Consider the following 17,112-nt stretch of genomic DNA (forward strand, 5'->3'; position numbering starts at 1 on the left):
CAACGTGCGGCGGTGCAGCACTGGTTGGCCCGAGGCGTGCGCACGCCGACGGGCCTCCTCCCGGGGAAGATGAAGGGAACGTTAAGAGGACTAGACCACCCCGTCAATAGGTCTGGACCAAAGTGCCCACCGGGCGCGTGCCCGACCCGTGCCGCGCCGCGGGTGGCGCGATGGTTGCGCTCAAGAACGGCCGGTTTGTGAGCCAGGCCACAGCGCCTCGCCCGCATGGCCGCAGATCGCCCGTGGCACACTGGCCCTAGTACCAGTAGCAGCGCACTCCGGGGTCGGTGTAATTCCGAACCGGCGGTTATAGTCCGCGACCCGTCCGCAGCCGGCGGCCGGTTGACCAGGTGAAATTCCTGGACCGACGGTTAAAGTCCGGATGGGAGGCAGTGCGCGGCGGGCAGTCACCGGTACGCCGTCGTCGGCGGTCCATCGGGCGTATCCCACGGGATACCGCCGACAGGACCGGTTTTTCCGGCCCCGGCGTTCCCGCGTGCGCTTCCCGCTTCATCTGTCGTATCCCGACAGGCCCCGGAGTCCGTGCCCGATGAGGCAGGAGGACCCGGTGGCGACAGACGCCGCGCAGACCGCACCCGAGACGGGTGCCGCCGCCATGCGCCGGGCGATCGCCCTCGCGGCCCGCGGACTCGGCTCCACCAGCCCCAACCCGGTCGTCGGCTGCGTCATCACCGACGCCGCCGGGGCGGTAGTGGGCGAGGGCTGGCACCAGCGCGCCGGCGGCCCGCACGCCGAGGTCCACGCCCTGCGCGCCGCCGGTCCCGCCGCCCGCGGCGGGACCGCCTACGTCACCCTCGAACCCTGCAACCACACCGGACGCACCGGCCCCTGCGCGCAGGCCCTCATCGACTCCGGCGTCGCCCGGGTCGTCTACGCGGTCCCCGACCCCACCCCGCAGGCCGGCGGCGGCGCCGCCACCCTGCGCGCGGCCGGCGTCGAGGCCGAGGACGGCCTCCTGCGCGCCGAGGCCGAGGCGGGCAACACCGCCTGGCTGACCTCCGTACGCCTGGGCCGCCCCCACGTCACCTGGAAGTACGCCGCCACCCTCGACGGCCGCAGCGCCGCCGCCGACGGCAGCAGCCGCTGGATCACCTGCCCGGAGTCCCGCGCCGACGTCCACCGGCTGCGCGCCGAGGCCGACGCCGTCCTCGTCGGCGGCGGTACCCTGCGCGCCGACGACCCGCACCTCGCCGTACGCGGCATCGAAGGCGCCACCCAGCCCCTGCGCGTCGCCCTCGACACGCACGCCGCACTCCTCCCGGGAGCCCGCATCCTCGACGACGCGGCCCCGACACTGCTCGTCGTCGCCGAGGACGCCGACACCCGGCACCTGCCCGGCGTCGACCTGCTCCGGCTGCCCCTGCACGACGGCCGCGTCTCGGTCCCCGAACTCCTCACCGCCCTGCACGCGCGCGGCGTGCGCTCCGTGTTCCTCGAAGGCGGCCCCACCCTGGCGGGCGCCTTCCTCGAAGCCGGGGCCGTCGACCGGGTCGTCGGCTACCTCGCCCCGGCCCTGCTCGGCTCGGGCCCCGCGGCCCTCGCCGACGCGGGCGTCACCACCATCGCCCACGCCGTGCGCCTCGACATCACCGAGGCCGTCCGCGTCGGCACCGACCTGCGCGTCACCGCCGTCCCCCGCACGACGGTCCCCACGGCCGCCTTCCCCACCACCGCCGTCCCCACCACCGCCCCCAAGGAGCACTGAGTGTTCACCGGAATCGTCGAAGAACTGGGCGAGGTCACCGCCGTCGAGCAGCTCGCCGAAGCCTCGCGCTTCCGCCTGCGCGGCCCCCTCGTCACCGAGGGCGCGAAGCACGGCGACTCCATCGCCGTCAACGGCGTCTGTCTGACCGTCGTGGAGACCGCGGACGGCGAGTTCACCGCCGATGTCATGCAGGAGACCCTGAACCGCTCCGGCCTCGGCGCGCTGACCGAGGGCTCACGGGTCAACCTGGAGCGCCCGATGGCGCTCGGCGGACGCCTCGGAGGCCACCTGGTCCAGGGGCACGTGGACGGCACGGGCCAGATCCTCTCCCGTACCCCCTCCGAGCACTGGGAGATCGTCAAGGTCGCCCTCCCGGCACACCTGTCCCGCTACGTGGTGGAGAAGGGCTCCATCACCGTCGACGGTGTCAGCCTCACCGTGGTGGAGGCCGCCGCCGACTGGTTCACCATCAGCCTCATCCCGACCACCCTCGCCCTGACCACGCTCGGCCTCAAGCAGCCCGGCGATCCGGTCAACCTGGAGGTCGACGTCCTCGCCAAGTACGTGGAGCGGCTGCTGGCGGCCGGAGTGAACCCGCTGCGCACCGAAGGAGACGACCAGTGAGCGCCCTGACCTGGCTCAACGCGCAGGCCTTCGAGATCGTCGGCCAGAAGGTCATCTGGTCCGACATGATCGGCAACCTGATGGGCCTGGCCGCCCTCGCGCTCGGCTGGCGCCGCTCCATATGGACCTGGCCCGCCCAGCTCCTGTCCGGCCTGATCCTGATCGCCGCCTACGCCTCCGCCCACCTCGCCGGCGGCGTCGGCAAGCAGCTCCTCGTCATCGGAGTGGCCGCATGGGGCTGGCGCGCCTGGCAGCGCGGCAGGCAGCAGGCCCAGGACGGCTCCATCGCCGTCCGTACGGCGAGTTGGCGCGAGCGCGGCCTGCTCCTGGCCGGAGCGGCCCTCGGCACCCTCGCCCTGGGGGGCCTGTTCACCCTGTTCCCGAACCTGTCGTGGAGCCCCTGGGCCGACGCGTACATCTTCGTCGGCACCATCGCCGCGATGGTCGCCCAAGCCCGCGGCCTGGTCGAGTTCTGGTTCGCCTGGCTCCTCGTCGACCTCGTCGGCGTCCCGCTCGCCTTCACGGGCGGCCTGGCCTTCTCCGGCCTCGTCTACGTCGTCTACTTCGCGCTCGTCCTGTGGGGCGCGTACGACTGGTACCAGCGCTCGCGCACCACCACCGCCCCGGCCCTCGAAGGAGCAACGGCATGACCACCCTCAAGCCCGTGCCGGACATGCCCGAAGACGCCCCCGGGGAGAGCTTCCGCCTCGACCCCGTCGAGCAGGCCGTCCGGGACATCGCGGCAGGCCGCCCGGTCGTCGTCGTCGACGACGAGAGCCGCGAGAACGAGGGGGACCTCGTGATCGCGGCCGAGAAGGCCACGCCCGAGATCATCGCGTTCATGATGAGCGAGTGCCGCGGCCTGATCTGCGCCCCCATGGAGGGGCCCGAGCTGGACCGGCTCGAACTGCCCCAGATGGTCCAGCACAACACCGAGTCGATGAAGACGGCCTTCACCGTCTCCGTCGACGCGAGCGCCGCCCACGGGGTCACCACCGGCATCTCCGCCGCCGACCGCGCCACCACCCTGCGGCTCCTGGCCACCGGAACCTGTGAGCCCTCGGACTTCGTCCGGCCCGGCCACATCTTCCCGCTGCGCGCCAAGCCCGGCGGTGTCCTGGTCCGCGACGGCCACACCGAGGCGGCCGTCGACCTCGCCCGCCTCGCGGGCCTGCGGCCGGCCGGCGCCATCGTGGAGATCGCCGGCGAGGACGGCGTCATGCTGCGGCTGCCCGAGCTGATCCCCTTCGCCCGCAAGCACGGTCTGACGATCATCTCCATAGAGGATCTGATCGCCTACCGCCGCTCCGCCGAACCGACCGTGCGCCGCGAGGCGGAGGTCAACCTGCCGACCGCCTTCGGCGCGTTCACGGCCTACGGCTACCGCTCCACCGTCGACGGCGTCGAGCACGTCGCCCTCGTCCACGGCGAGGTCGGCGACGGTGACGACATCCTGGTCCGCATGCACTCCGAGTGCCTGACCGGCGACATCTTCCAGTCCCAGCGTTGCGACTGCGGCCCTCAGTTGCACGCCTCCATGGCCCGCATCCAGGAAGAGGGCCGCGGCGTGGTCGTCTACCTGCGCGGTCACGAGGGCCGCGGCATCGGACTGCTGTCCAAGCTGCGGGCCTACGAACTCCAAGAACGCGGCCGCGACACCCTGGACGCCAACCTGGAGCTGGGCCTGCCCGCCGACGCCCGCGACTACGGGGCCGGCGCGCAGATCCTCGCCGACCTCGGCGTCCGCAGCGTGCGACTGCTCACCAACAACCCCGACAAGGCGGACGCGCTCGTCGGCCACGGCATCGCGGTCGCCGGCCGGGAGTCGATGCCGATCGAGGCCGGCGAGCACAACCTGCGGTACCTGCGCACCAAGCGGGACCGGATGGGTCACGACCTGCCCTGGCTGGACGGACCCGTGACCACCTCCGCCTGCGGCAACCAGTAACCCCGTCCACCAAACCACCCACCTACGTACGACCAACGAGGAGCAGAGCTGTGAGCGGCAAGGGCGCACCCGAACTGAGCGTGAAGAACTGTGGCGACCTGCGGGTCGCCGTGATCGCGGCCCAGTGGCACGAGAAGGTCATGGACGGCCTGGTCGACGGCGCCCTGCGGGCCCTGCACGAGCTGGGCATCGACGAGCCCACCCTGCTGCGCGTCCCCGGCAGCTTCGAGCTTCCGGTCGTGGCGAAGGTACTGGCCGGTCGCGGCTACGATGCCATCGTCGCGCTCGGTGTGGTCATCCGGGGCGGCACCCCGCACTTCGACTACGTCTGCCAGGGCGTCACCCAAGGCCTGGTACAGGTGTCGATCGACACCGGAGTCCCCGTCGGCTTCGGCGTCCTGACCTGCGACAACGACGAACAGGCGCTCGACCGCGCCGGACTCGAGGGGTCGAACGAGGACAAGGGGCACGAAGCGGTCACCGCCGCCGTCTCCACCGCCATGACCCTGCGGACCGTCAGCGAACCCTGGCGCTGAGTGGCAGCGGGGGACCCCTTATTCTGAGGACCATCATGGCGAACAAACCCACCAAGAGCTTCGAAGAGCTCTTCACCGAGCTCCAGCTCAAGGCCGCCAACGGCGACCCCGGCTCCTCCCGTACCGCCGAGCTCGTCGGCAAGGGCGTCCATGCCATCGGCAAGAAGGTCGTCGAGGAGGCCGCCGAAGTCTGGATGGCCGCCGAGTACGAGGGCAAGGAAGCCACCGCCGAGGAGATCTCCCAGCTGCTCTACCACGTCCAGGTGATGATGGTCGCGCGCGGGATCTCCCTCGACGACGTCTACGCGCACCTCTAGGCCGCAGCCCCTCCCCGCGGTTCCCCCGCCCCACCCGGATCTCTCGCACCTACGCACCCAAGGAAGCCCCATGCTGCGCATCGCCGTCCCCAACAAGGGTTCACTCTCCGGACCGGCGTCGGCGATGCTCCATGAGGCCGGTTACCGGATGCGCAAGGAGTCCAAGGAGCTCGTGGTCGTCGACCCCGAGAACGGGGTCGAGTTCTTCTACCTCCGCCCGAAGGACATCGCGATCTACGTGTCCTCCGGCAAGCTCGACATCGGCATCACCGGCCGGGACCTGCTGCTCGACTCCGGCGCCAGCGCCGAGGAGATCCTGCCGCTGAACTTCGGCCGGTCCACCTTCCGCTACGCCACCCTTCCGGGCACCGCGAAGGGCCCCGAGGACTTCACCGGGATGACGATCGCGACCTCTTACGAGGGAATCGTCGCCAAGCACCTCGCCGAGAAGGGCATCGACGCCTCCGTCGTCCACCTCGACGGGGCGGTCGAGACCGCCATCCAGCTCGGCGTCGCCCAGATCATCGCGGACGTCGTGGAGACCGGCACCAGCCTGCGCAACGCCGGCCTGGAGGTCATCGGCGAGCCGATCCTCACCTCCGAGGCCGTCGTCATCCGCGGCAACGGCACCGACCCGGACGACCAGCAGGCCCAGCAGTTCCTGCGCCGCCTCCAGGGCGTCCTGGTCGCCCGCAGCTACGTGATGATGGACTACGACTGCCGCGCCGAGCACCTGGAGCGCGCGGTCGCCCTCACCCCCGGTCTGGAGTCGCCGACCGTCTCCCCGCTGCACAACGAGGGCTGGGTCGCGGTCCGCGCGATGGTTCCCGCCAAGGAAGCCCAGCGGATCATGGACGACCTGTACGAGCTCGGCGCGCGCGCGATCCTCACCACGTCGATCCACGCCTGCCGCCTCTGATCCCCGTCCCACTCCGGCACCTCGCAGAACCGAGCACACACCATGGCCGACGCCGCCGCCCAGCCCGTACAGCCCGCCCTGCCGGTCACCTTCCGGCCGACCCGCACCCGGGCCGTCCTGCTGGGCGCCGGCCTCGCCATCTTCGTCACCATCACGGCGATCGCCCTGCTCCTGGACCTGCACCCGGGCGAGCGGATCAGCTTCGTCCTCACCGCGGCCCTGCTCAGCTCCGTCCTCGTCCTGCTCAGCCGCCCCAAGGTGGTCGCGGACGAGGCGGGGGTCACCGTCGTCAACCTCACCCGGACCCGCCGCCTGGAATGGGCGCAGATCCTGCGGGTGAACCTCCGTCCGGGCGACCCCTGGGTCTTCCTCGACCTCAGCGACGGCTCCAGCCTCCCCGTCCTGGGCATCCAGCCCGGCATCGCCAAGGCCCGGGCCATCGACGACGCGCGGACCCTGCGCGCCCTCTCCGAAGCCCGGGGAACCGGTGTGAAGGACCACTAGCCCGGGGTTCCCCGCTGCGTCCCATTGCGGCGGCGATCCCAATGACTACCCTGGTGGCGGGGCGCAGCCGTGCGCCCTCCCACCGGCCCCGGGACCCCGTGGCCCGTGGGCAACTGCGACTTGAGGAGTGACTCCCTCCAGCAATGGACGGATCGTCCGGTAGTACCCGCGCCGCCCTCCCCCCGGAGGCGGCGGCATGACCATCCCGCTACTCCTTCTCGTGGCGGCGTTCGCCCTGATCCTCGCCAACGGCTTCTTCGTGGCGGCCGAGTTCGGCCTCGTCACCGTGGAGCGGCCCGAGGCCGAACGCGCCGCGGCCGACGGTGACCGCCGTGCCCGAACGGTCGTCGACGCCCTGCGCGAGCTGTCGTTCCAGCTCTCCGGCACCCAGCTCGGCATCACCATCACCTCCCTGGTCGTCGGCATGCTCGCCGAACCGGCCCTCGCGGCCCTGCTGTCCGGGCCGCTCGGCGCGACCGGCCTGCCCCGGGGAGCCGTCTCCGGCGTCGCCGTCGTCATCGGCATGCTGCTCGCCTCCGCCGTCCAGATGGTCATCGGCGAGCTCGTCCCGAAGAACTGGGCGGTCTCCAGGCCGCTCCAGGTGGCCCGGTTCGTGGCCGGACCGCAGCAGACCTTCTCCCGTGCCTTCCGGCCGGTCATCGCGGCCCTCAACGCCGTGGCGAACCGTCTCGTACGGGCGCTCGGCGTGGAGCCGGCCGAGGAGATGGCCTCCGCCCGCACCCCCGGCGAGCTGGTCTCCCTGGTCCGCCATTCGGCCCAGGCCGGCGCCCTGGAACAGGACACCGCCGACCTCTTCGTACGGACCCTTTCGCTCGGCGGTCTCACGGCCCAGCACGTCATGACGCCCCGGGTGAAGGTCAGCGCCCTCCAGCACACGGCCACCGCGGCCGACGTGCTCAACCTGACCCGGGCCACCGGCCTGTCCCGCTTCCCCGTCTACCGCGAGCGCATCGACGAGATCACCGGCGTCGTGCACCTCAAGGACGCCCTCGCCGTACCGGAGGCGGAGCGGGCCCGCACCACCGTGTCGCGCATCTGCGTCGCCCCCCTGCTGGTGCCCGGCTCGCTGCCGGTGCAGCCGCTGCTGGAGCGGCTGCGCAGCGAACAGCCGATGGCCGTCGTCGTCGACGAGTACGGCGGCACCGCCGGTGTCGTCACCCTGGAGGACATCGTGGAAGAACTCGTCGGCGAGGTCCGCGACGAGCACGACCTCAAGGACGACGACAGCCCCGAGCTGGCCGTCGTGGCCGCCGAGGACGGCAGCCCCTCCTGGGAGGCCGACGGCAGCTGCCGTGTGCACACCCTGCGCCGGATAGGCCTGGAGGTACCCGAAGGCCCGTACGAGACCGTCGCCGGCCTCGTCGCGGATCTGCTCGGCCGCATCCCCGCCCCCGGGGACCGCGCGGAACTGCCCGGCTGGAAGCTCTCCGTCCGCCAGGTGCGCCGCTACCGGGCCGAACGCGTGCGACTCGTCCGCACCGCCCCGCTCACGGCTCCCGCGGAACTGGAGGCGGTGGGCCGGTGAACGCGCTACAACTGCTCTTCGCCCTGCTGCTCGTACTGGCCAACGGTTTCTTCGTCGGCGCCGAGTTCGCCCTCGTCTCCGTACGCCGCAGCCAGATCGAACCCCTCGCGGCCGGCTCCAAGCGGGCCCGCCAGGTGTTGCACGGCCTGGAGAACCTGCCCCGGATGATGGCCGCCGCGCAGTTCGGCATCACCCTGTGCTCGCTGACCCTCGGCGCGGTCGCCGAACCCACCGTGGCCCGGCTGCTGGAGCCCGTCTTCCACGCCGTCCACGTCCCCGAGGGACTGGTCCACCCGCTCGGCTACGCGGTCGCGCTCGCCGCCGTGGTCTTCCTCCACCTGGTCATCGGCGAGATGGTCCCCAAGAACCTCGCCATGGCCGCGCCCGAGAAGACCGCCCTGTGGTTCAGCCCCGGCCTGGTCGCCTTCGCGCGCCTGTGCGGACCCGTGACCACGGCGCTCGGCGCCTGCGCCGCCTTCATCCTGCGGCTCTTCAAGGTGGAGCCGAAGGACGAGGTCGAAGCCGTCTACACCAGCGCCCAGCTCGGGCGGCTCCTCAAGGACTCCCGGCAGGCCGGGCTCCTGGAGCCGGTCGAACAGGAGCGGCTGGAGGACGCCCTGGAACTGGGCACCCGCCCCGTCACCGACGTCCTCCTCGCCCGGGACCGGCTCGTCACCGTCGGCCCCGACGTCACGCCGCGGCAGATCGAACAGCTGACGGTGCGTACCGGCTACTCCCGCTTCCCCGTCCGCTCGGGCAACGGCGCCTTCATGGGCTACCTGCACGTCAAGGACGTGCTGGACCTGGAGGACCGGGAGCGGGCCGTACCCCAGCGGGTCTGGCGCCGGATGACGACGCTGTCCTCCACCCTCCCGCTGGACGATGCCCTGACGGTCATGCGCCGCGACGCCACCCACTTGGCGCAGGTCGCCGACGCCGGTGGCCGGGTGTTGGGCCTGGTCGCCATGGAGGACGTCCTGGAGATGCTGGTGGGGGAGGTCCGCGACCCCGCCCACCGCACGACCCCACCGGCCCGCCGCGCCCCCGTCCCGGAAGACGCGCTGGCCCGCTGACCCGCCCCGGCCCCCGAACCCGGCACCACCGGTTCGGGGGCCGGCCGGTCACGCGTAGCGGTCGAAGAGGGCCTGGAGGTAGTCCTCCAGCCGTCGGGTCAGGACCTCGGCCGTCAGGTCGACGCGGCCCACCTCCCGCCAGGGCACGGCGACCTTCTCCGCGTCCGGGGCGAAGGCCAGCGCGTCCAGCAGCCGCCAGTGGAGATGGGCGGTGCGCTCCTCGCTCAAGGTCCCTCCCGCGGCGACGTAGCGGTCGGCGAAGCCCATGCCGGCCGGGACCCCGTGCAGCAGGGCCAGGGCCGTCGAGCAGTGCGCCACGTCGAGGTCGGCGGGCCCCCAGGAGGTCTCCACCCAGTCGACGACACCGCTGACCCGAAGATCGTCGCCGGTGCCGGTGAACAGGACGTTCCCGGGATGGAAGTCCCGGTGGAGGAAGCAACCCCGGTACGGCGGGGGGTCGCCGCGGATGACGTCGACGGCCCGCCGCCAGAGCTCGGGGCGCCCGGTGGCGGCGGGCGGCCTCACCCGCTCCGGGGAGGTCCAGGCCTGATAGGTGCGGGGCCGTCGAGACGGTGGCACCGGCAGCCGGTGGATGCGCACCAGTTGGCGGGCCAGCAGCTCGGCGCGGCCTTCGGCCCCCTCGTCGTCCAGGCGCACCGTCCCCGGCAACAAGGACATCAGCAAGGAGGGGTGGTCGCAGTACCGCGCGGTCGCGTCCACGGCCGCGAGCGCGGCCGCGGGCACGTCGGTGCCGGCGAGCAGGCGCAGGACGGTCGCCTCGCGGGTCAGCAGCCCCTCCGCGTGCCGAAGGTAGAAGGGCTTGACGAAGGACCGCAGGACGAGCGAGCGCCGGCCCCGCGGACCGCGGACGTCCAGGCGCCGCATCCGCGACGTCCAACCGCCCCGCAGCCGCACCACCTCGTCGATGCGTTCCGCCTCGGACAGCTGCTTCTCCACCCAGGAGCGCGTGGCACTCCAGTCCCGACCGTCACGATCCGCGCCGACGCCCTCGGCCTCTTCGATCACACCCATGGAGGCAGGCTATCCACCGTCCTCGAACGCCTCGACCGGCCCTACGTGTCGACGCACCGCTACAACGGCGGTGGCTCGGGGCGTTCTTGGGGGCCGCGGCCCGAGAGGACCTCGCCGTAGGCCTGCATCAGGTCCGACAGGCGCAGCGTCGACAGGTCGTCCCGGGAGGGGTCTCCGGCGAAGCCGGCCAGGCGCAGGTCCCGGTAGGCGCAGCTCTTCTCGTACAGCGTGCGCAGGAACCGGCCGTTGCCCAACTCGTCGATCCAACCCTGCGCGACCACGTGTCCGCTGATGCTGCGCAGCTCCTCCAGCGCCTCCTCGTCCCAGCGGTCGCCGTTCCCCTCCGCCAACACCTCCCCGATCGCGGTCAGTTCGGTGGGCCGGTAGCTGGGGAAGTCCACCCGGGTGGTGAATCGCGAGGACAGCCCCGGGTTGGTGTTCAGCAGCCGGTCCATCCCGGCCGGATAGCCCGCGAGGATGACCACGAGGTGGTCCCGGTTGTCCTCGGCGCGCTTGAGCAGCACCTGTAACGCCTCGTCGCCGTACGCGTCGCCCTTGCTGTAACCGGAGTTGGACAGGCTGTACGCCTCGTCCACGAACAACACCCCGCCGATCGCCGAATCGATCAGCTCGTTCGCCTTCACGGCGGTCTGTCCCAGGAACTCGCCGACGAGATCCGCCCGTTGCGCCTCGACCAGGTGGTCCCCGCCCAACAGCCCGAGCGCGTAGAAGACCCGGCCCAGAATTCGGGCCACCGTGGTCTTTCCCGTGCCGGAGGGCCCGGAGAAGACGAAGTGCCGCTTGGGCGGCTGCACCGGCAGGCCTTGGCCGGCCCGCAGCCTGGACATGTGAAGCTGGGCCGAGAGGGCCTTCACCTGGCGCTTGACGGGCTCCAGCCCCACCATCCGCTCCAGCTCCGCGAGCGCCTGCTCCAGGGCCCGGGGATCGGCGGGCCCGGGGGGCGGCCCCGCGGGCCCGCCCTGCGCCGGTAACGCCGCCCTGTGGCGCATGCCGCCGGCCCGACCCGCGTCCGTGCGGCCCGCGTCCGTCCGGCCTTGGTCCGGAGGTCCGAAGCGTGGCTCCGACGGGTCGGTGAACAGCGGGTCCGACTCCGCCTGGCCGTCGGGCGCGACGTCCTGCGCGGGGCCGCCGCCCCCGCCGCCGAGCGCCACCGCCGCGAGGTCCCCGCCGGCCGGGGCCGGCCCGTGCCCGGCGAATCCCTCGCCGGAGCGCCCGTAGCCCGCGTAGCCGGCCATGTCGTCGGGGTCGCTGCTGTCCGCGATCGCCGTCAGCCGGGCCGCGGTGTCCATGAACGCCGGGTCCACCCGGTGCACCGCCCGGTACAGCGGCAGCGCGGCGGCGCTGCGGCCCGTCCCCTCGTGGGCCCGGGCCAGCCAGTACCGCAACTCCTTGCGCTGCGGCTGTTCGCTGCGACATCGCATCAGCGCCGCCGCGAGCATCGGCTCCGCCTGCCCGTACATCTCCAGCCGGACCCGGGCCATCCCACCGAACAGGCGGGCCTCGATGCCCAGTTGCGGATCGTCGACCAGCGGTTCCGTGTGCCGCGCCAACTGGTCCCAGTCCTTGACCAGGTAGGCCCGGCAGGCGTGCAGGAAGCGGACCTGTGGATCGGTGTCGACCGGGGGCAGCGCGGCGAGCGCCTGGTCCAGCTCTGGCACGTGCCGCCCGTCCAGCCAGTGCGAGGCGTGGGCCAGCAGAAGGTCCCGTCGGCTCTCCAGCACCGGCTGCACCCACCAGCCCAACCAGTACCAGGAGTTGAGCGTCCTTCGGTGCCGGGCGCGCTGTTCGCCGAAGCGGTCCCGGTGCGCGTACATGCGCAACAACGCGTTGGAGGTGTCCACCCGGAGGGCGTGCAGGCCCAGCCAGGCGTCGGCCATCGCCGGATCGAGGCGGACCGCCGTGCGGAACTCCTCCTCCGCCTGCGGGTAGGCGCCCATGGTGCAGGCGTCGACGCCGCGCAGCCAGGCGAGTTCGGCCGGGGCGTGGGTGCTGCCCGGCATGCCGAAGTCCATCACATCCCCCACAAGCCTGCCCCCGTGGTGCGCGGCAACCCGCGCGACGATCCCGTGAGTTGTCCACCATGCCGATGAAATCAGGGCTGCATCGTACCTGCGGTGACGCTCCTTACCCAGGGTACGGCGGCCGCGGTTCCGGAGCCCCTTCCCGGCCGCCGTCGTGACTCTCGGTGAAGGGTGGGGAGGCGGCGCGGCCCCCGCCGGCCGTCCGAGGCGCGCGTCGCGGCACAACGAAGCCCCCGATCACGGGGGAACAATCGGGGGCTCCGCGTCTGCCGCGGTCCTCGCAGACCGCACATTCAGAACGTAAGGCCGTCGCTGGGGCGCGGTCAAGCGGCTCGGGGAAGCCCCGAGGAGGGCCGGCGGGGCCGGCGCTCAGGCCCGGGGGAGTCCGTGACTTTCAGTGATGGAAGTCGGGGCTGCTGAGGTCGCAGCAGCCCCGGAAGTCCACTCGTATCCCGTACCCCTCTGGCGCACCAGCACGTCGGCGAAGGGGCGCGAAGGGTCGTCCGAGAAGTGCGCGACCTCCGCGCGCTCCCATTCGTCCCAAAAAGCGGAAAGTTCACGCCCGTCCCGGCTCCGCCCGCGCCCCCAGGACCGCTCGCGCGGCGTCTCCAACCACAGCAACCGCGCCAGCCACGGACGCAGCGCCCGCCTGCCCGCCCCGACGCCCTCGACGATCAGCACCGGAGCCGGCTCCAGCACCCGCTCGGGTCCGAAGCGGCGCCCCACCCAGTCGTACGGGGCCCAGTGCGCGGGCCGACCGGCCGCGAGCGGCTCCAGGACCTGCGCGCGCAGCCGCCCGAACCAGCCGAAGAGCTCCTCGTGCGTGGCCACGTCGTCCAGGTGCAGCACGGGGGCACCGTCCAACGCCTCCGCGAGCCGCCCCGCGAAGGTGCTCTTGCCGGACCCGGCATGCCCGTCGACACCGATCAACCGGACCGGCCCGAGGGACGGCGGCAGGGCGGCGAGCTCCCGCGCGAGCGGGTCCAGGGGCCGGCCGGGGGAGAGGGGGGACTGCTGGGGCTGCTCCACCCGGCCAGCCTATGACCCGGGGGCGCGGCGGCCCGATCCGGTGTCCTTCGGGCCCCGACACGGCCGCCCGGCTTCCGTTCCCCGTCGCGCGGGAACTGGAAGGGTGGAGCCGCCGATCCACCGCGTCGACCGACCCCAGGGGGGCCATCATCATGACCACACCCACCCCGCGCAGGGCCCTGCTCACGGCCGCCCTCGCGGCCGCCGCCGTGGCCACCGTCCCCGGGCGGAAGGCCGCGGCCGCCGCCCGGCCCACCCGGGACACCGACACCGGGACCGCCACGGACACCGACACCGGGACCGCCACGGACACCGACGGCGGGGCCGACACCGGCGCCGGGGCCGCCGCCCCGACGATCGACAACCGGTTCTGGTACTCGTACGCCCACTGGCAGGCCGGCACCCACCACGGCACGAAGGCCGTCGCGGGCACCCGCCCCGGCCTGGAGATCGGGACCCCGGCCGGTCGGACCGAGTACACCGACCCGCACACCGGGAAGAAGACCACCTGGGACCACGCCACCTGGACCTCCCCCGTACACCGCTCTGCCGTCCCGGCCACCGAGGCCATCGCCTCCTGGAACGCCCGGACCCCCGCCGGAACCTGGATCCAGACGGAGCTGCGCGCCACCTACGAAGACGGCACGAGCACCCCCTGGTACGTGATGGGTCGCTGGGCCTCCGGCGAGGGCGACATCCGCCGCACCTCGGTCGACGGCCAGACCGACGGCCGCACCACCGTCTGGACCGACACGCTGGCCGTCGACACCCCCGCGAAGGCCGAGGGGACGCGCCTGCGGGACTGGCAGCTGCGCCTGACGCTCCACCGCAAGCCCGGCGCCACCGTCGGGCCCACCGTCTGGCTCGCCGGCGCCATGGCCTCCGGCGTCCCGGACCGGTTCACCGTGCCCCCCTCCAAGCCCTCGGGCACCGCCCACGAGCTCAAGGTCCCGCGCTACTCGCAGGAGATCCACATCGGCAGGTACCCCGAGTACGACAACGGCGGCGAGGCCTGGTGCAGCCCCACCTCCTCCCAGATGGTCATCGAGTTCTGGGGGCGCAAGCCCGCCGCCCGGGACCTGGCCTGGGTTAACCCCTCGTACTCCGACCCGCAGGTCTGCCACGCGGCCCGCTCCACCTACGACGCCGCCTACAAGGGCTGCGGGAACTGGCCCTTCAACGCCGCGTACGCCGCCACCTACCGGGACATGGCCGCGGTGATCACCCGGTTGGCCTCCCTCACCGACCTGGAAACCCTGATCCGCGCCGGCGTCCCGGTCATCACCTCGCAGTCCTTCCTGCCCGAGGAGCTCACCGGGGCGGGATACGGCACCTCCGGCCACCTCATGACCGTCATCGGCTTCACCGGGGCCGGAGACGTGATCGCCAACGACCCCAACTCGCCGAACAACGCCGCCGTACGTCGCGTCTACCGGCGCACCGAGTGGGAGAACATCTGGCTGCGCACCCGGCGCCACAACGCGGCGGGGAAGGAGGTCCAGGCCACCGGAGGGGTCTGCTACCTCTACGTCCCGGCCCGCCCCGGCGTCGCGCAGCTCGCCGCGCTGCGGTCGGTCGGCGTGATCTGACGCGACGCCGGTCGTAGGGAGAAGCCGTCGCTCGGCGGGCGGGGTGTCGAGCATGCGGTCGGTCTTCGCGCCGCCTGATTTTCTTACGCCGAATGGGTTGTAAGTTGGGCATAAAGGGCAGATGCGGTGTAGGAGCAGCTTCAACAGGAGGCAGTCCGACATGACCACGCACTCAAGCATCGAACACCACCCCGACCTCGCGGAGATGCGCACGCGGTTCGAGCAGGTCACCAGCACGCCCCGCGCGCAGGCAGTGGAGGCATTGGCCCTCATCACGGGCCTCTACATCGCGGCCTCGCCGTGGATCGCCGGATTCAGCGTGCTGAGCGCACTGGCGGTCAACAACCTCATCGCAGGCCTGGCGTACTGCCTGTGCATGGGCGGACTCGGGACCGCGTACGAGCGCACCCACGCCATGGCGTGGACCGCCGTCGGCATCGCCCTCTGGACGATCGTCGCCCCGTGGGTGATCGCGGGCAACGTGGACACGACCCGCACGGTGGTCAGCAACGTGATCGCCGGCGGCGTCGCGACCCTGCTGGCCCTGGCGATGGCCGCCATGGCGAGCCCGGGACGCCGGACCGGCGGCCGGATGCGCCACACCTGACGCCGACCGTACGACCTCGTTCGACCCATACGGCTCGTACAGCCGTACGACCCCGCAACCATCCCTCGACCGCCGGACCGTTCACGCCCGCCGCCTCGCGCGCGGCGGGCGTGACGCGTGCCACCCGTGATGCACGTCTCTACCGCGAAAGCCGCGAAGGCTGCCACATTGGACGGCATGACCGCACGCAGCCCCGCCCTCGGCGCCCCCTCCGCCCCCGCCCTCACCGCGCTCACCACCCGCGCCCGCCGACTCGTCGGCACCGGAGGGCCCAAGGAGGACAACGCCTGGCTGGAGCACGTACTCGGCTGGACCCTGGTGGTCGTGGTCGCCATGTTCGTCACCCAGGTCGGCTGGCTCTGACCGTCCCGCCCGAAGCCGCCCCGGCCGCGCTCACGACGCCTCCAGCCGCAGCCCGTCCGTGACGATCACGTCCGCGGTGACCAGCGCCTGCTCGGCGCTGACCCGCGTAATGAAGACGAACGGCGGGATGACCGGGGGAGCGGGCAGCCCTTCGGGGCTGAACGTGACACAGAGCAACCCCTCGATGCACCCGCTGAACCGGGTCAGGTGCAAGGTCACGTCGCCGCGCAGCTCCAGCGTCGAAGCGGCCGGCCCGTACTCGTCCCGGCCGTCCCGGGTGCCCAGCCGGTAGTCGCGGAGCGAGGCGGCCGCCATCTTCAGCACCAGCACCTTGCGCGGCCCGTCGACCGTGGCCAACATCGGCGACCCCGGCGAGCGCGAAGCCCTGGGGCGCGAAGAGCGAGGTCGTCACCGTCGGAGGGGTCCGGGCGGCCGTCACCGGCGCCGCCCGCGCCGCGGCCCTCGCCTCGGGCGCGCCCGCGCCCGCCGTCAACGAGACCAGCAGGGCCGCGGGCAGGGCGGCGGCCAGGACGCGCGGCGCGCCGGTTCGCCCGCGGGAAACGCCGTCCTGCCCATCGGCCCCCTCCGCTCGCCGGACCGGGCGGGGGGTCCAGCCGAAGGCCGGCGCGCTGCCCGCCACGCCCAGCAGCGTTCCCACCAGGAAGCCGCCCAGGTTCGTCGCCACGAAGTGGAAGTTGCCACCCGTGGCGGACCAGGCGTGCGATTTCACGTTCAGCACTCGATGTTCCCCGCCTGGAGCCCGAACTGGCCCGACTCTCCCCTGATCCCGTCGACCTGGTCGAGGGTCGAGGCGTCCCGGCCGATCTGGGCGGTGCCGAAGGTGGCGTCGCCGTCGAGGCCCTCGCCGTCGAGCCCCAGATCGCCGGCGGTCACCTGCCCGGCCGGTCCGCCGGCGGTCAGCTTGAAGACCACCGTGCACAGCGGGGTGTCCACCCGGGCGGTCTGGCAGATGTCGGAGAGGGTCGCCTCACCGATCCCGAGCAGTGCCACCGGGTGCCCCTTGCCGTCCGCGGACCGGTCCGTCTGGACGTAGGAGGCCAGACCCTTGCTGGTCAACTTGGAGGAGGAGACCTGGAAGGAGGTCCCCGACACGGCGAAGGACGCGGCCGGCGCGCCCTGGGCCATGAAGGTGGCCGGCGCCCCGACGGCGAGGATCGCGGGCAGTGCCACGACCGCCGACTTGCGCCAATCGACCCGGCCCTCGGGCCTGGGGTTCGAGCTCATGGAAGTGCCTCC

At 72.6% G+C, this 17,112-nt stretch carries 18 protein-coding genes and 1 riboswitch; of the genes, 13 read left to right on the forward strand and 5 right to left on the reverse strand.

The window, feature by feature from the left end; all coding sequences use genetic code 11:
• The first annotated feature begins 269 nt into the window (after positions 1 to 269).
• Positions 270 to 400: riboswitch (FMN riboswitch) on the forward strand.
• A 216-nt stretch (positions 401 to 616) separates the two neighbouring features.
• From ribD to ACV7NM_RS26615, 10 genes are all read left to right on the forward strand, one after another.
• The gene (gene ribD / locus ACV7NM_RS26570) at positions 617 to 1,726 is read left to right on the forward strand and encodes a bifunctional diaminohydroxyphosphoribosylaminopyrimidine deaminase/5-amino-6-(5-phosphoribosylamino)uracil reductase RibD (protein ID WP_463414077.1); all 1,110 of its coding nucleotides are present in this window, start codon (positions 617 to 619) and stop codon (positions 1,724 to 1,726) included.
• Entirely contained in the window at positions 1,727 to 2,350 is a 624-nt protein-coding gene (locus ACV7NM_RS26575) for a riboflavin synthase (RefSeq protein WP_463412632.1), read from the forward strand.
• Positions 2,347 to 3,000: a nicotinamide mononucleotide transporter family protein gene (locus ACV7NM_RS26580; RefSeq protein WP_463412633.1), complete on the forward strand. Its 654-nt coding sequence runs from the start codon at positions 2,347 to 2,349 to the stop codon at positions 2,998 to 3,000. Before ACV7NM_RS26575 ends, ACV7NM_RS26580 begins: the two co-directional genes overlap by 4 nt.
• Positions 2,997 to 4,298, forward strand: coding sequence for a bifunctional 3,4-dihydroxy-2-butanone-4-phosphate synthase/GTP cyclohydrolase II (locus ACV7NM_RS26585; protein ID WP_463412634.1), 1,302 nt, complete (start codon positions 2,997 to 2,999; stop codon positions 4,296 to 4,298). The genes ACV7NM_RS26580 and ACV7NM_RS26585 overlap by 4 nt, the downstream gene beginning before the upstream one ends.
• Positions 4,299 to 4,348: 50 nt before the next feature.
• Positions 4,349 to 4,834, forward strand: coding sequence for a 6,7-dimethyl-8-ribityllumazine synthase (ribH, locus tag ACV7NM_RS26590; protein WP_007262951.1), 486 nt, complete (start codon positions 4,349 to 4,351; stop codon positions 4,832 to 4,834).
• 35 nt (positions 4,835 to 4,869) lie between these two features.
• Positions 4,870 to 5,151 carry a phosphoribosyl-ATP diphosphatase gene (locus ACV7NM_RS26595; protein ID WP_136210765.1) on the forward strand — a complete coding sequence of 94 codons (282 nt, stop codon included), beginning with the start codon at positions 4,870 to 4,872 and terminating at the stop codon, positions 5,149 to 5,151.
• Positions 5,152 to 5,221: 70 nt separating this feature from the next.
• Positions 5,222 to 6,070 (forward strand): ATP phosphoribosyltransferase, encoded by an 849-nt coding sequence (hisG, locus tag ACV7NM_RS26600; protein WP_463412635.1) that lies wholly within the window; start codon positions 5,222 to 5,224, stop codon positions 6,068 to 6,070.
• Between the two features lie 42 nt (positions 6,071 to 6,112).
• Complete coding sequence (locus ACV7NM_RS26605) at positions 6,113 to 6,574, forward strand: PH domain-containing protein (RefSeq protein WP_463412636.1); 462 nt, start codon at positions 6,113 to 6,115, stop codon at positions 6,572 to 6,574.
• Between the two features lie 196 nt (positions 6,575 to 6,770).
• Entirely contained in the window at positions 6,771 to 8,120 is a 1,350-nt protein-coding gene (locus tag ACV7NM_RS26610; RefSeq protein WP_463412637.1) for a hemolysin family protein, read from the forward strand.
• Positions 8,117 to 9,193: a hemolysin family protein gene (locus ACV7NM_RS26615; RefSeq protein WP_463412638.1), complete on the forward strand. Its 1,077-nt coding sequence runs from the start codon at positions 8,117 to 8,119 to the stop codon at positions 9,191 to 9,193. The genes ACV7NM_RS26610 and ACV7NM_RS26615 overlap by 4 nt, the downstream gene beginning before the upstream one ends.
• 48 nt (positions 9,194 to 9,241) lie before the next feature.
• Here the strand turns inward: ACV7NM_RS26615 and ACV7NM_RS26620 are convergent, their stop codons facing one another.
• The 3 genes from ACV7NM_RS26620 to ACV7NM_RS26630 form a co-directional block, all read right to left on the reverse strand.
• Positions 9,242 to 10,225, reverse strand: a complete 984-nt coding sequence (locus tag ACV7NM_RS26620; protein ID WP_463412639.1) for a phosphotransferase family protein — start codon at positions 10,223 to 10,225, stop codon at positions 9,242 to 9,244.
• Positions 10,226 to 10,284: 59 nt separating this feature from the next.
• Positions 10,285 to 12,258, reverse strand: a complete 1,974-nt coding sequence (locus ACV7NM_RS26625) for an AAA family ATPase (RefSeq protein WP_463412640.1) — start codon at positions 12,256 to 12,258, stop codon at positions 10,285 to 10,287.
• 378 nt (positions 12,259 to 12,636) lie between these two features.
• Positions 12,637 to 13,254 carry a uridine kinase family protein gene (locus ACV7NM_RS26630; protein ID WP_463414078.1) on the reverse strand — a complete coding sequence of 206 codons (618 nt, stop codon included), beginning with the start codon at positions 13,252 to 13,254 and terminating at the stop codon, positions 12,637 to 12,639.
• Between the two features lie 194 nt (positions 13,255 to 13,448).
• On the opposite strand from ACV7NM_RS26630, the gene ACV7NM_RS26635 reads away from it, so the two are divergent.
• From ACV7NM_RS26635 to ACV7NM_RS26645, 3 genes are all read left to right on the forward strand, one after another.
• Positions 13,449 to 14,885, forward strand: a complete 1,437-nt coding sequence (locus ACV7NM_RS26635) for a peptidase C39 family protein (protein ID WP_463412641.1) — start codon at positions 13,449 to 13,451, stop codon at positions 14,883 to 14,885.
• Positions 14,886 to 15,045: 160 nt separating this feature from the next.
• On the forward strand, positions 15,046 to 15,492 hold the full coding sequence (locus tag ACV7NM_RS26640; RefSeq protein ID WP_463412642.1) for an SPW repeat protein: 447 nt from the start codon (positions 15,046 to 15,048) through the stop codon (positions 15,490 to 15,492).
• A gap of 177 nt (positions 15,493 to 15,669) precedes the next feature.
• Complete coding sequence (locus ACV7NM_RS26645) at positions 15,670 to 15,855, forward strand: SCO1431 family membrane protein (RefSeq protein ID WP_463412643.1); 186 nt, start codon at positions 15,670 to 15,672, stop codon at positions 15,853 to 15,855.
• A gap of 30 nt (positions 15,856 to 15,885) precedes the next feature.
• Here the strand turns inward: ACV7NM_RS26645 and ACV7NM_RS26650 are convergent, their stop codons facing one another.
• Positions 15,886 to 16,215, reverse strand: a complete 330-nt coding sequence (locus tag ACV7NM_RS26650) for a hypothetical protein (protein ID WP_463412644.1) — start codon at positions 16,213 to 16,215, stop codon at positions 15,886 to 15,888.
• Positions 16,216 to 16,587: 372 nt separating this feature from the next.
• Positions 16,588 to 17,100, reverse strand: a complete 513-nt coding sequence (locus tag ACV7NM_RS26655; RefSeq protein ID WP_463412645.1) for a DUF6230 family protein — start codon at positions 17,098 to 17,100, stop codon at positions 16,588 to 16,590.
• Positions 17,101 to 17,112: the final 12 nt, after the last annotated feature.

This window comes from Streptomyces sp. Tek67B01 (genome assembly GCF_055231995.1).